13 protein-coding genes are annotated in these 14,139 nt (G+C 61.8%); 9 read left to right on the forward strand and 4 right to left on the reverse strand.

All coding sequences use genetic code 11. From position 1 onward, the window contains the following. Positions 1 to 19 precede the first annotated feature (19 nt). Complete coding sequence (locus FQV27_RS14790; protein WP_147099969.1) at positions 20 to 1,030, forward strand: NAD(P)H-dependent flavin oxidoreductase; 1,011 nt, start codon at positions 20 to 22, stop codon at positions 1,028 to 1,030. Here FQV27_RS14790 and epmA read toward each other — a convergent pair. Then, positions 1,027 to 2,067: an EF-P lysine aminoacylase EpmA gene (gene epmA, locus FQV27_RS14795; protein WP_147099971.1), complete on the reverse strand. Its 1,041-nt coding sequence runs from the start codon at positions 2,065 to 2,067 to the stop codon at positions 1,027 to 1,029. The two genes, FQV27_RS14790 and epmA, sit on opposite strands and share 4 nt — an antisense overlap. A gap of 88 nt (positions 2,068 to 2,155) precedes the next feature. Between epmA and efp the strand changes: the two genes are divergently transcribed. Beyond that, complete coding sequence (gene efp, locus FQV27_RS14800; RefSeq protein WP_147099973.1) at positions 2,156 to 2,722, forward strand: elongation factor P; 567 nt, start codon at positions 2,156 to 2,158, stop codon at positions 2,720 to 2,722. A gap of 74 nt (positions 2,723 to 2,796) precedes the next feature. Here efp and FQV27_RS14805 read toward each other — a convergent pair whose 3' ends face one another. Then, on the reverse strand, positions 2,797 to 3,747 hold the full coding sequence (locus FQV27_RS14805; protein WP_147099975.1) for an AEC family transporter: 951 nt from the start codon (positions 3,745 to 3,747) through the stop codon (positions 2,797 to 2,799). 100 nt (positions 3,748 to 3,847) lie between these two features. Next, positions 3,848 to 4,729 (reverse strand): phosphoserine phosphatase SerB, encoded by an 882-nt coding sequence (serB, locus tag FQV27_RS14810; RefSeq protein WP_147099977.1) that lies wholly within the window; start codon positions 4,727 to 4,729, stop codon positions 3,848 to 3,850. A gap of 121 nt (positions 4,730 to 4,850) precedes the next feature. Between serB and lysM the strand changes: the two genes are divergently transcribed. Further along, positions 4,851 to 5,384, forward strand: a complete 534-nt coding sequence (gene lysM / locus FQV27_RS14815; RefSeq protein ID WP_147099979.1) for a peptidoglycan-binding protein LysM — start codon at positions 4,851 to 4,853, stop codon at positions 5,382 to 5,384. A gap of 142 nt (positions 5,385 to 5,526) precedes the next feature. After that, positions 5,527 to 7,416 (forward strand): acyl-CoA synthetase, encoded by a 1,890-nt coding sequence (locus tag FQV27_RS14820; protein WP_147099981.1) that lies wholly within the window; start codon positions 5,527 to 5,529, stop codon positions 7,414 to 7,416. Between the two features lie 59 nt (positions 7,417 to 7,475). On the opposite strand, the gene FQV27_RS14825 is transcribed toward FQV27_RS14820, so the two are convergent. Further along, positions 7,476 to 8,588, reverse strand: a complete 1,113-nt coding sequence (locus FQV27_RS14825; RefSeq protein ID WP_147099983.1) for a glycosyltransferase family 61 protein — start codon at positions 8,586 to 8,588, stop codon at positions 7,476 to 7,478. A 199-nt stretch (positions 8,589 to 8,787) separates the two neighbouring features. Between FQV27_RS14825 and FQV27_RS14830 the strand changes: the two genes are divergently transcribed. The 5 genes from FQV27_RS14830 to FQV27_RS14850 form a co-directional block, all read left to right on the forward strand. After that, positions 8,788 to 9,606, forward strand: a complete 819-nt coding sequence (locus tag FQV27_RS14830) for a hypothetical protein (RefSeq protein WP_147099985.1) — start codon at positions 8,788 to 8,790, stop codon at positions 9,604 to 9,606. Positions 9,607 to 9,636: 30 nt separating this feature from the next. Continuing rightward, positions 9,637 to 11,457 (forward strand): glycosyltransferase family 2 protein, encoded by a 1,821-nt coding sequence (locus FQV27_RS14835; RefSeq protein ID WP_246133121.1) that lies wholly within the window; start codon positions 9,637 to 9,639, stop codon positions 11,455 to 11,457. 33 nt (positions 11,458 to 11,490) lie between these two features. Then, a complete protein-coding gene (locus FQV27_RS14840; protein WP_147099987.1) occupies positions 11,491 to 12,660 on the forward strand; it encodes a nucleotide sugar dehydrogenase in 1,170 nt (389 codons plus the stop codon). 28 nt (positions 12,661 to 12,688) lie between these two features. Continuing rightward, entirely contained in the window at positions 12,689 to 13,738 is a 1,050-nt protein-coding gene (locus FQV27_RS14845) for a glycosyltransferase family 2 protein (protein WP_147099989.1), read from the forward strand. A gap of 174 nt (positions 13,739 to 13,912) precedes the next feature. Then, positions 13,913 to 14,139 (forward strand): contractile injection system protein, VgrG/Pvc8 family (locus FQV27_RS14850; RefSeq protein ID WP_281290029.1); only part of this gene is annotated, 227 nt, incomplete at its 3' end.

Raw genomic sequence — 14,139 nt, forward strand, 5'->3', positions numbered from 1 at the left:
GGCACAAAAGGAGGCCGCGATGCTTTTGGACCGGATCGGAATGCGCGTGCCCGTGGTGCAGGCGCCGATGGCGGGGATCACGACACCGGCGCTGGCGGCGGCTGTCGCGAATGCGGGGGGCCTCGGCTCGCTTGGCGTGGCGGCAATGGACGCTGCGCGGGCGCGGGACGAGGTCCGCCAGACCCGTGCGATGACGGCGGCAAAGTTCAATGTGAATGTATTCTGTCATAAACCGCCGCAGCGCGATGCCGCGAAGGAACAGGCGTGGCTGGACGGCCTGCGGCCGGATTTCGCGCGGTTTGGCGCTAGTCCGCCGGATGGGCTGGCTGACGGCTATCTGCCCTTCGCCGATGACCCGGAGATGCTGGCGATGCTGGTCGAGGAACGGCCCGGCGTGGTCAGCTTTCACTTCGGTCTGCCAACGTCTGATCAGTTGACCGCGCTGCGCGACAGCGGTGCGATCCTGCTTGGCTCTGCCACCAATCTTGCTGATGCGCTGAAGGCAAAAGCCGCCGGGTTGGACGGGGTCGTCGCGCAAGGCTGGCAGGCTGGCGGACATCGTGGTGTGACCGAGGTCGATGCGCCCGATGCGCAGATGGAAACCCTGGATCTGCTGGCGACCCTGAAGGATGCCGGTCTGCCGCTGATCGCGGCCGGAGCGATCATGTCGCGCGAGGATGTGCAGGCCGTGCTGGATGCCGGAGCGGTCGCGGCGCAATGCGGGACGGCGTTTCTGGTCGCGGACGAGGCCGGGACATCGGCCGCTCATCGCGCGGCATTGTCCGGCGGCAGCACCCGGATGACACGGGCGATTTCAGGGCGGCCGGCGCGCGGTGTGGAAAACATCATCAGCCGTCGCGATGACGGCGAAGCGCCCGATTATCCGCTGCCCTATTCGGCGCTTAAGGCGCTGCACGCGGTGGCGTCGAAGGCCGGCGAAGACGGATATGGCCCCTTTTGGGCAGGGACCGAATGCGCAAGGGCCAGGCCCGGCACTGCCGCAGAAATCCTGGCGCGACTGACACCTTAGCCGGGCACGGGTGCCCACATGACCGCCTCGACCGAGGGGGCAGAGGTCGCCAGCATCACCAGCCGGTCAAAGCCGAGCGCGATGCCAGCTGCATCGGGCATGATTGCGAGCGCGGCCAGAAAATCCTCGTCCAGCGGGTAAGTCTCGCCATAGATCCGCTGCTTTTCCGCCATATCGGCCTGAAATCGAAGGCGCTGTTCGGCGGCGTCGGTAAGTTCGCCGAAGCCGTTCGCAAGTTCGACCCCACAGGCATAAAGCTCGAACCGCTCCGAAACGCGGGGATCATCGGGGCTGCGGCGGGCAAGGGCGGCCTCTGGCACCGGATAGCGGTCGAGGATGGTCGCCACGCCGTGACCGAGATGCGGCTCGACACGCTCGGCCAGCACGCGGGAAAAGATGTCGGACCAGTTGTCGTCCGGCGCGAGGTTGACCCCGGCTATGTAGGCAGCAGCAGCCAGCCCGTTGCGGTCGGTCGTGCCGTCTGCGGCAATCGTCGCCAGAAGGTCGATCCCGGCATGTTCTGCAAAGGCATCGGCGACGGAAACCCGCTTCGGCGCGGCATAGGGGTCGCAGGTGGCATCGCGGAAGCGGAATTCGTTCACCCCGGCAGCCTCGGCCGCCAGCATCAGGAAATCGGCGCAATCGTCCATCAGCACTGTGTAGGCTTCGCCGGCGCGATACCATTCCAGCATGGTGAATTCGGGGTGATGCAGCCCCGTGCGTTCGCGATTGCGCCAGACATGGCTGAACGCGGCAATGCGCCGCTCGCCTGCGGCCAGCAGCTTTTTCATGGCGAATTCGGGCGAGGTGTGCAGATACATTGGCTGCGCCTGCCCGTTATTGCCGATCATCGACGTCGCGAACCCGTGCAGATGGGTTTCATTGCCCGGACTGATGGCAAGCGCTGCCGGATCGACCTCGGTGAAATCGTTGTCGTCCAGCCAGCCCCGGATCGCCCGCTGGATACGGTTTCGGGCCAGCAAGGCCGGGCGGCGGTCGGCGTGGCGTCGGGGCTGCCACCATTGGTTATTGCTCATGGTTTCTCTGGCAATGGGACGGTTCATGGGATAGGGACACGGCCAAAGCGCTTACGCGCAGACCGGATAACTCGCAAGGAAACCGCAGATGAAAGTCATCGCCTCCAGCCTTCGCAAAGGCAATGTGGTCGAGATTGATGAGCGTCTTTATGTCGTTCTCAAGGCCGAAAACTTCCACCCCGGCAAAGGCACGCCCACGACCAGCGTCGATATGCGCCGGATTTCGGACGGCACCAAGGTGACAGAGCGCTGGAAGACCACCGATCAGGTCGAAAAGGCCCATGTGGACGAACGCAGCTATGACTATCTGTATAACGATGGCGAAGGCTACCATTTCATGGAGCCGGAGAGCTATGAGCAGGTGACCGCGACCGAGGATATCATCGGCGATCAGGCGGTCTATCTGCAGGAGGGGATGCGGGTCTTCCTGCAGGTTTTCAATGGCGCGCCCATCGCGATGGAACTGCCGCAGAAGATGACCGTCGAAGTGACCGAGACAGAGCCGGTCGTGAAGGGCCAGACGGCATCGTCATCCTATAAGCCGGCGCAGGTGGATAACGGGCTGCGCGTCATGGTCCCGCCGCATATCGGCGTCGGCACGCGGATCGTCATCAACACGGCCGACAACAGCTATGTGGAGCGTGCGAAGGACTGATCCTTCCCGGACCGAAGCGATCAGGGGCGCCCTGCGAGGCGCCCCTTTTCTTTTTAGCCGCCGCGTCCGCCGCGTCACGGCAACATGATCGCCAGCACGAGCGTGATGGTCACAAAAGAAGCTGCCGTCATGACGAGCAAGGCAAGTGCCGCGTTCTGCCCCTCGCCATAGCGTTGCGCGAGGATCGGATAGATCGACATGACGGGCATCGACGCCATGATGATGGCAGCAGCGGCAAGGTTGTCGTCCTGAACGCCGAAGCCTGTCGCCGACATGACGACAAGCCCGGCTCCCACTGCCAGTGGGTGCAGCAGCAGCTTTCCGATGACAACCGACAGCACGGACGCATTGATGCTTCGCAGGGGTAATCCGGCCAATGCGCCGCCGATGGCGGTAAGCGAGAGTGCCGCGCTCGCCGACGCCATGATGTCAATGGGGCGCGCGATGACCGCCGGCATCCGAAGCCCGGCAACCGAGACGATCATGCCCAGAATAAGTGCTATGATGATCGGGTTGCGAAGCAGCCGCAGCGCGATTTGACCCGCAAGCCGGGCACCGGATGTTGCGCCGCCGCCTTGCGCCCGTTCCGCCATGACAAGCGCGAGCGGGATCATCACAAGGTTCTCGACTACCATGTTCAGCGCCAGTGCCGTCTGCGCGACCTGCGGAAGCGCCATGAGCAAAAGCGGATAGCCCACGAACCCGCTATTGGAACAGGACATGCCGACGGCGCTGAACGTGCTGGCTTCAGCCGACGCGCCGCCCACGCGCCGCGCCCAGACGTAACCAAACGCGAAGACCAGAAGCGATCCGCCCAGCATCGCGCCGATATAGCCCGCATCGAAGATCTCACCCAGCGGGCGGGAAGAAAGCGCCCGAAAAATAAGGGCCGGGATCGCGAAGGCGACAACGAACTTGCCAAGCGTGGCCATTTCCCCGGCGGTGAACTTGCCAGAGCGGACCGCAAGATAGCCGGTTGCGATCAGAATGAAGATGACACTTGTAAGGGAAAGAATCTCAAGCATGGGCCAGCACCTTTATTGCCGGAGGCATTGGGTTGCAGCCGGCCTTCTTTCACAAATCACCTGCGCGCCACCCTTCGACGCCTGACCGGGCCTGCGAAATTCAGACGACGCCCGAAAATTCCTCTCGACCATAGCCCTGAATATACAGAAGCGCCGTCAGGTCGGCATGATCAATGCGAACGCCCGCCTGCGCTGCGACGACAGGCTTTGCATGCAGCGCGACGCCGGTGCCGGCAAGCTGGATCATGCCCAGATCGTTCGCGCCGTCGCCCACCGCGATCGCGTCCGTGGGCGTCAGGCCCCGCGCTGCGGTGATCTCCTCCAGCGCTTCGACCTTCGCTTCGCGGCCCAGAACCGGCAGGCCGACATGGCCGGTCAGCACGTTCTGATCGGCCAGAAGCGTGTTGGCACGGTGTTCGTCAAAGCCTAGTACCTCGGCGATGCGGCTGGTAAAGGCTGTGAAGCCGCCCGATACCAGCGCGGTATAGGCACCCTGCGCACGCATGGTCGCCACCAGCTCCCGGCCGCCAAGGGCCAGGGTGATACGCTCGTCCAGAACCTTCTGGATAACGCTTTCATGCAGCCCCGCCAGCAGGCCCACACGTTCGACAAGCGCCTCGTGGAAGTTCAGCTCTCCGTTCATGGCGCGGGCTGTGATATCCGCCACACGCGGCCCGACGCCAGCTTCCGCGGCGAGCTCGTCGATGCATTCCTGCTGGATCATGGTCGAATCCATATCGGCCAGCAACACTGCCTTGCGACGGCCAAGCGTCGGCTGGACCACAAGATCGAACCCGGCAAGCCGGGTATCTTCCGCTATCGCCTCGGCGTCCTCAGGCAGATGATCGGTCGGAAATTCAGCGGCGATGCCCTCGGCCAGCCAGATGACATGCTGGCCATTGAACAGATCGCGCAGCGCATCGACACGTTCGGCAGTCAGATCGGCACGGGCCGGGGCGGCAAGAACAGAGACAGTATGCATGGCGGCCTTCCAGGGTGATGTCGGCGCAACCGGTATCGCAAATGCACATCCTGCGCCAGCATGCGGAACCGCCTGACGCCGCGGGCGTTGATCGCGCGAAACAACATGGAAGGACAAGCCGATGGCTTTCTGGGATTTCGTGAAGGATGCAGGGAAATCGGTCTTCGGATCGGCGGAAGCGGCCGAGGCCAAGACACCCGAGCAGGCCGATACCGATCGCAAGGTCAAGGCGCTCGAGGCAGAGGTGAAGGCGCTTGGCCTCGATTCGGGTGACGTTCACCTGACGCTGCGTGGCGACACCGTGAAGGTCGAATCCAAGGGTGCCGACCGCGAAACGATGGAAAAGCTGATCCTCGCCGTCGGCAATATCAAAGGCATCGCCAAGGTCGAGGCCGACCTGCCTGACCGTCCCGTCCCCGCTGGCGCCGCCGCTGCGGCAGAGCCGGACGTGCCGCCGAAAGCGCAGACCGCCGCGCCGTCCCAATCCGCCGAACCGGTATTCCATACCGTAAAGAAAGGCGAAACGCTGTCGGCCATCGCCAAGGAATATCTCGGCAACGCGAACCGCTATAACGAGATATTTAAGGCCAATCAGCCGATGCTGTCAGACCCGGACAAGATTTACCCCGGTCAGACCCTGCGCATTCCGCAGTAATGGCTTTTAAGGACTGACGCGGCGTCTCTGACGCTGCGTTTTCAGCGCATGGGGCGGCCGCCGGGCTTGCCCCATGCTTTGATTCTGCCCCATTGTCTGTGCCAAATCAGACGGTCCTCGCGGCCGGAGAATTGGGGGGAAAATGAACAGGAAAAGCCGTTTCGGCAGCATTGCCGACCGCGACGCGGTTGAACAGGAAATCGCCTATGAGAAGCGGGACAATCCCCGCACGATCTATGAATTCCTCAGCCGGACGGCGGAACGCTATCCAGATCGGCCTGCGGTTTCCTTTCAGCTTCTGTCGGGTCCGCGCGACCATGCGACCACGCTGAACTGGCGAGAGCTGCGCGAGCGCGTAACTGAAACGGCCAACCTGTTTCGAAAGCTTGGGGTCGGGCCAAACGATACCGTCGCCTATCTGCTGCCGAATTCCATCGAAACGCCCGTCGTGCTGCTGGCCGGCATGACCGCGGGCATTGTCAGCCCGATCAACCCGCTTCTGGAAGCCGAACATATCGCCGGCATCCTGCGTTCTACCAACGCAAAGGTTCTGGTCACGCTGAAAGCCTTTCCGAAGACCGATGTTGCACAGAAGGCGGCAGCGGCTGTCGCGCAGGCGCCCAATGTTCAGCATCTGCTGGAAATTGACCTGAACCGGCATCTGACCGGGGTGAAGAAATTCATCGTTCCGCTTGCCCGCCCGAAGGTCACGGTAAAGCATCAGGCCAAGACGCATAACTTCGAGGCGGCGACCTCGGGCGAGAACCACAACCGGCTTGATTTCGAGGACACGAAGACAGACCGCGTTGCCGCCTATTTCCACACCGGCGGCACGACGGGTCTGCCCAAGATCGCACAGCACAAGTATTCGGGTATGATCTATAACGGCTTTCTGGGTGGCACCTTGCTGTTCGATCAGGAAGACGTACTGATCTGCCCGCTGCCGCTGTTCCACGTCTTTGCAGCCTATCCGATCCTGATGAGCTGTATCGGATCGGGGGCGCATATGGTGATGCCAACGCCCGCCGGTTATCGCGGCGAGGGTGTCTTCGACAATTTCTGGAAGCTGATCGAGCGGTGGCAGGTCACATTCCTGATCACCGTGCCGACCGCGATTTCCGCGCTGATGCAGCGCCCTGTCGATGCCGATGTGTCCTCGCTGCGCACCGCCATCTCGGGCTCGGCGCCGCTTCCGATCGAATTGTATAACCGCTTCAAGGCGGCGACCGGGGTGGAAATCGCCGAAGGCTATGGCCTGACCGAAGCGACCTGTCTGGTCAGTTGCAACCCGGTTGACGGGCCGAAAAAAGTCGGCTCGGTCGGGCTGCCGCTGCCCTATACCCATGTCCGCATCCTGAAAAAGACACCGGAAGGCTTCCAGGAATGTGCGACGGACGAAGTCGGTGAAATCTGTGTCGCCAATCCCGGTGTGTTCGAAGGCTCGACCTATACCGAAGCAGACAAGAACAAGGATCTGTTCGCCGAGGGTCGGTTCCTGCGCACGGGCGATCTTGGCCGGCTCGACGCTGACGGCTATTTGTGGATCACCGGGCGCGCAAAGGATCTTATCATCCGCGGCGGTCACAATCTCGACCCTGCCGAGATCGAGGACGCGCTGCTGTCGCATCCCGCCGTCGCCTTCGCTGGTGCCATCGGTCAGCCCGATGCGCGTGCGGGCGAACTGCCCTGCGCCTATGTCGAACTTGTCGCGGGGGCGAATGCGACCGAGGCAGAGCTGCTGGAACACGCACGCGAAAATATCCACGAGCGCGCGGCGGTCCCGAAATATCTGGAAATCCTGCCCGAACTGCCGAAAACCGCCGTCGGCAAAATCTTCAAACCCGACCTGAGGCGTATGGCTATTCGCCGGGTTTATGACGAGGCGCTTGAGGGGACAGGTGCGACCGTGTCCGAAGTGGTCGAGGACAAGAAGCGCGGTCTGGTTGCCAAGATTTCCCGTGCCGCCAGTACCGACGAGGCAACAGTGCGCCAGAAACTGGGCGAATTCACCCGACCCTGGGACTGGAGCTGATCGCCCGGCCCCAAGCCCGACGAACATGAAGCGCCGCCTGAACAGGGCGGCGCATTCTTTCAGCCCAGGACCAGCGGCAAACCAAGGCGTTCGGACAGATCGTTCCGCTCTGCCTCCAGCTCTGCCTCGGTCGGGCCTGTCCAGGCCGAAGGATCGGTGATGAAGCCGGTTTCCGCAAGCTTCGTGCCGAGGCTCGGGAAATCCAGTTCGGCAAAAACTTCGTTCATCTGCTTGCGCTCGTTATCGGCGCGATAGATCCGCCCGTTCAGCGCGTTGGCGATCACCGGTTGCAGATTGGCGAAATGCCTGAACTGCGTCACGAAATCGCGCGAGATCTTGCCCGGACGTCGCAGGATGATGGCAATGCGGTCATCGGGTCTGGTGAAGAACGCCGCCAGATGCAGCGCCGAAGAATCGCTCGATACGATCTTGCTTGCAGCCTTGTAGCGGGCGATCTGCTCGGCCAGTGTGTGGTCCTGCGGGTGAAAGACCTCGTATCCCTCTGCCTCGAAAAGCTGCTCCAGCCGCTTTTCGCCCAGATAGCGGCCGCGCTTGGAAAACAGGCGGCTGCGCGAGATGTAAAGCTTTTCGCCGCCCTGCGGCTCGATTCCGTCGCCAAGGTGGCGGGCGATGTAGGCGCGGAACTCAGGGCTGCCGCCCATCATGTCGCCGGTTCCGAAACCCTGCGGTGCAAGGATAAGGCGCTCGACCCGCTTTGGCCTGACGACGGCGCGCACATTCCTGACATCTTTGCCGAACATATCCAGCAGCGGCAGCACCGGGCTGATGAACCGTTCAGGCTTGGCGGCCTGCTTGCGGGGCATGAAGATGACGCCGTCAGGCGGCGTGTCCAGATGATCCAGCGCCCAAAGGCGCGAGGTCGTCTCGACAAGGAAGTGGCCGAAATGGGTATAGATCATTCCGCCGAAAAGCCACGTACCGGGCAGCGTCGGCTCGATCTGGTCGTCGGTCGGGGGTGAGTCTGGCTCTACCGTGACGGGTCTTCCCCAGCTTCGGAAGCACTGACCAAGCGGGACGTAATTGCCGCCCGCATCATAGATGGCTGCCGGTCGCCTGATCCCGCCTCGCTTGCCGGCGCCGAATGGCACGATGACCGCGTTTTCGATGATGCGGATGCCGTCGGCGAGCGACTTGTTCGGGTCGAAGTTCATGTCAGATCATTCCTCGGGCGGGCGGCAGTGGGATCAGGGATTTGCGGCGGGCGCATCCCACGATCTACCTTGAGGCGACCGAATTACAAGTGTGTTGCGCCATTCGAGTATTGATCGCTAAGGAAGATGCAACAGGGGGACTGGCCGCTTGGCAGGCGGTCGGATAGAAAGGGCGCGTCGAAAATCGCCGAGGTCCTGAATGAAGCTCGATCGTCGCCCTGTCGCCTCGCTCTGGATCGGAGCAGAGCTTCAGTATCTGAACCAGCTTTGCCTGAAGTCGCACCTTCTTCACGGCCACCCCGTGACGCTTTACTGCACGGACGATTTGAAGAACGCGCCGGACGGTGTGGTCGTGCGCCCGGCTTCCGAGATCATGGATATCGACATGCGGCTGGTGAACGACACCTCAGCCTCGTTCCTGTCGAATGTGTTCCGCTACAAGATGATCCAGAAAACCGGGGCCATCTGGATCGATTGCGATGCTTTCTGTCACAAGCCCTTTCCCGATGACTGGGAGTGGACCTTCGCCGGCCATGGCATGCGCGGCGCATTGAATTGTGGCGTGGTCGCGTTGCCGCAGCAATGCGAACTGATGGATCAGCTTCTGGATTACTACGATAACCTGCCTGACTATCCTGCATGGTGGAACAAGCGGCAGCGCAAGCAGATGGACAAGATCAAGCAGCGCGATGACCTGTCACACGCCGCCGCGATCTATAAGGCCGAGCGTACGGCCTTCGGTCCGCAGGCGTTCACCTGGTTCGCCCAGCAAACCGGCGATATCGAACGCGCGATGACGTCGGATGTGCTTTATCCGGTTCCGTTCCAGTTGAACGACGTGTTCTATGACCCGCATGGCCGGGTCGAGGGGTGGTTCACCGATGCAACCGTTTCGGTCCATCTGTACACGAACGGCACGCGACCCTGGTGGCGCCGGAATGTGCCGCTGCCGAACTCCTACGCCGCGCGGATGTGCGAAGAAGTCGGCATTGATCCCGCCGCCGCGCTTGAGCAGTAGCGGGCGCAGGGCGAAAACGGGCATGCCAGCATGAATTTTGCGCCTCATGTCAGTCGTCACGGCACGGTCATGGCCGTGTCGATGATGAAGGACGAGGCGCCGTTTCTGCTGGAATGGTTCGCGCACCACCTCGCCGTCGGGTTCACCGATATTCTGGTTTACACGAACGACTGCACCGACGGCACGGTCGAGATGCTTCAACGGCTGGAAGCGCTCGGTCTTGGCCACCACCGCGAGAATGCGATCCCGGACGGCGTGAAGCCGCAGCCTTCGGCGCTGAACCACGCGCAGGCAGAGCCGCTGGTCCAGAATGCCGATTGGGTGATGGTCTTCGATGCCGACGAGTTTCTGTCGGTCAATCACCCCGCGGGCCATCTGGACGGGCTTCTGGACGACGTGGTGGCGCGCGGGGCGAACGGGATCATTGTGACCTGGCGGATTTTCGGGTCGAACGGGGTCGTGGACTGGTCGCGCGACCCTGTGACGGAACAATATACCCGCGCGGCGCCCCCGCTTTGGAACAAGGGCTGGGGCGTAAAGACCCTGTTTCGGTTCGATCCCGAATACTGGAAGCTTGGTATTCACCGGCCTTCGATCAAGAACAAGCACCTTAAGGACGGCTTTCCCGATACGGTGAAATGGCTGAATGGTTCCGGCCAGCCGATGGAGGATTATTTCAAGTTTCGCGGCTGGCGGTCGATCCGGCGGACGCTGGGTTACGACTGGGCGCAGATGAACCACTATGCGGTCAAATCCATCGACAGCTATGCTGTGCGCCGCTTCCGCGGCAATGTGAATAACAAGAAAGACAAGTATAACGCCGAATACTGGTCGCTTCAGGACCGCAATGAGGTTGCCGACACGCGCATCCTGCGTCATTCCGCCCTGCGCGCCAGGATCATGGCCGAACTGCTGATCGATCCCGTCCTGTCGGAACTGCACCATGCCGCGTTGGCGGCAGTTGAGCGGCGGCTGGACGAATACCGGGCCTCTGATGCCTATCAGGCGCTGAAAGCCAGTCTGATCGAGGCCGGGCAGAAGCCCATCACCTCTGTCGAGGCAAAGCCGCCCAAAGCGCGCGATCCCGCCAAAATTGCGGCGCTGATGTCCGAGGTCGAACGCAAGGCAAGCGCCAGATCGGCGGAGATTGCGAAGGATGCGCCGACATCGGGATGGAATGCGATCGGGGCCCAGCTTTACCGCGATGGCCGGCTTCGCCCCTCAGCACCCGAAACGCTGGAATGGGTCGCCTCGCAAGGTGTGCTGCTGCCCTGTGACCCGCAAATCTTCACCGAGGCAGCGGCGATGGCTGTGCTTGCCGGCAAGTTCGACCGACGCAACGGGCGCAATATCGCGGGCCTTCTGACGGGCAGCCGCCGGGTTCTGGATATCGGCGCCGGGATCGCACTGCCGGCGATGGTCATGGCGCGGGGCAGCGGCGATCTGACACAGATGGTGCAGGACAGCCAGCCCGGTATCGCCGAAGCCGCAGCGCATATCCGCGCGCGCAACGGGATCGAAAATACCGCCCGATTGCGTTTCGTCGACGGAAAGCTGGTGCTGCCGGGCGATGGCGAGACAGGTGCAGCCGGGCTTGCGGCCTATCTGTCTGACTTCAAGCCGGACACGCTGCGCATCTCTCCGCGCGCGGGAATCGGGGCGGCGCGGCTTCGGTCGCTCGACCTTGCGGCCCTGTCGCGCATCGTCCTGCCTTTTGAAAGCGATGCCGAGGCGGATGAGTTGCGAAATGATTTCGGCCCGCTGATGGCGGCAGCGGGTTTCACCGAGGATGAGAAGGCCGCGACGTCAGGGTCGTTGAGATATCATCGCCTTCCGCTGAAAAATGAATAGAATGCGCGCAGATCTTTGTATGAGAGTGTGACGATGACGAATATTGCAGTGGCCGGGCTTGGTTATGTCGGTCTTTCGAACGCGGTTCTGTTGGCGCAGAATAACCGCGTGGTCGCCCTGGATGTGACGCCAGAACGTGTGGCGATGGTCAATGACCGCAAATCGCCGATCGAGGACCGCGAGATCGCGGAGTACCTGTCAGGGCACGAACTTGACCTGACCGCCACGCTCGACCCGGCCGAGGCGTTTCGCGATGCCGAATTCGTCGTCGTGTCGACGCCCACGAATTACGACGCCAAGACGAATCGATTCGATACGTCCACGGTCGAGGCAGTGCTGAGCGAAGTCCACCGGATCAACCCGGATGCCGTTGCAATCATCAAATCTACGATCCCTGTCGGCTTCGTCGACCGCATCCGCGCGGAAATGGGCTGGGACAACGTCATCTTCTCGCCGGAATTCCTTCGTGAGGGAAAAGCGCTTTACGATAACCTTCACCCGTCGCGGATCGTTGTCGGCGAACGTTCGGACCGGGCGCGGCGCTTTGCGGAGCTGCTGACCGAAGGCGCGATACGCAAGGACATGCCGGTATTGTTCTGCGGCGCGGTCGAGGCTGAGGCGATCAAGCTGTTCTCGAACACCTACCTTGCCCTTCGTGTGGCCTATTTCAACGAGCTGGACAGCTACGCAATCGCGCATGACCTGAACTCCCGCGAGATCATTGACGGCGTCTGCCTCGACCCGCGCATCGGCGATTTCTACAACAATCCCAGCTTCGGCTATGGCGGTTACTGCCTGCCGAAGGACACGAAGCAGCTTCTCGCGAACTACGATCAAGTGCCGCAGAACCTGATATCGGCCATCGTGGAATCGAACCGGACGCGGAAGGATTTCGTGTCCGACCAGATCGTCGCGAAACGCCCGAGCGTGGTGGGCGTTTACCGGCTGGTCATGAAAGCGGGTTCGGACAATTTCCGCGACAGCTCGATCCAGGGGATCATGAAGCGGATCAAAGCCAAGGGGATCGAGGTGATCGTCTATGAACCCGTGCTGAAGGACGATCTGTTCTTCAACAGCCGCGTGGTAAGCGATCTGGAAGCGTTCAAAGCCGAAAGCGACATCATCCTTGCCAACCGGCTTGCGCCGGACCTGACCGAGGTTGCCGACAAGGTCTATACCCGCGATCTTTTCGGGGTGGATTGATGGTTAACGCGGGACGCTCTCGACAATCATGAAAATTCTCGCCGCCACGACGGTCCGGAACGAGGCGCCCTACCTGCTGGAATGGGTTGCCTGGCATCAGCTTATCGGCGTGACGGATATTCTCGTCTATTCGAACGATTGCGAGGACGGCACGGATCGGATGCTCGACCTGCTGGCCGAGCAAGGCGTCCTGACCCATGAGCGGACCGAGCGTGCCCCGGAGCGCTCGATCCAGTGGAGCGCGCTTAACGCCGCCTGGAAGCATCCGATGCGCAAGGCCGCCGACTGGATGCTGATCTCTGATCTGGATGAATTTCCCGTCATTCATGTGGGCGACGGGCGTTTGGGCGACCTTCTTGCCGCATTGCCGGGCAATACCGATGCCGTCGCGCTCGGCTGGCGGCTGTTCGGGGCGAACGGGATCGTGGCACTGGCTGATCGTGCCGTGACCGGCCAGTTCACGCGATCGGCGCCCGCTGACATGATCCAGCCGATTGCGGCGACGTTCTTTAAATCGCTGTTCCGTCCTGCTGCATTTTCCCGCCCCGGCGTTCACCGTCCGCGCCACCGCAAGGACAACCAGCCGGTCTGGGTGGATGGGTCGGGCCACGCTTTGCCGCCGATCATCGCGGGCAATGACAAGCGGTTGTCGCTCGTCGGGGTGCCCGATTATCGCCAGCTTGCCGAAATGCACCACTACTCGCTGCGGTCTGTGCAGGGTTTCATGACCAAGGCGGAACGCGGCCTGCCGAACCGCGCCGACAAGGCAATCGACCTCGGTTACTGGATCGACCGGAACTTCAACAGTGTCGAGAATCTGGCCGCGCAGCGGATGCTTCCGCAGCTTACGCGGCACATCGAAACGCTGAAGGCCCTGCCGGGAATCGCCTCGCTGCACGAGGCCGCGCTGGGGTGGCACCGGGATCGTTTTGCAGCCATCGTCAAGACGCAGGCCGGTTACGATCTGTTCGGTCAACTGGTGCATGCCCATGACAGTATCGTGCTGCCGCCCGCATTGCAGCGCCAGTTGCTGCGCATGTTCGGCAGCGTCGCCGACCCGGATCGTTCGCTGCAGTAATAGCTTAAATCCTGAACTTTTACAGTATTCTCGGTGATGGACGTGAATATTCGCGCGCGCCATCTTTTGCACACTTGATTTTAGGGTCCCGACGCGATGCTCTGGCGCTTGATGGGGTATTGGCTTATTCTTGCCGATATTGTCGCTGAGTGATTTTTTGTTTTGGGGGTTCCGATGAACGCACCATTTCGCCAGGCCGAACGTCTCGGCCGTTTGCACACGGTGCTTGGCGCGGATGTTTTGTCTCTGCTTCGTTTTGACGGCACGGACCATCTGAACGACCTTTTTGAATACCGGGTCGAGGCGCTTTCGACGCGCGACGATCTTGATTTCGATGCGCTGATCGGGACGCATGCGACGGTCGAGATCGAGGCGCATGACGAGATGCGGCCGTTTGACGG

Origin of the sequence: Paracoccus aurantiacus (assembly GCF_007993065.1) — a bacterium.
Lineage (GTDB): Bacteria > Pseudomonadota > Alphaproteobacteria > Rhodobacterales > Rhodobacteraceae > Paracoccus > Paracoccus aurantiacus.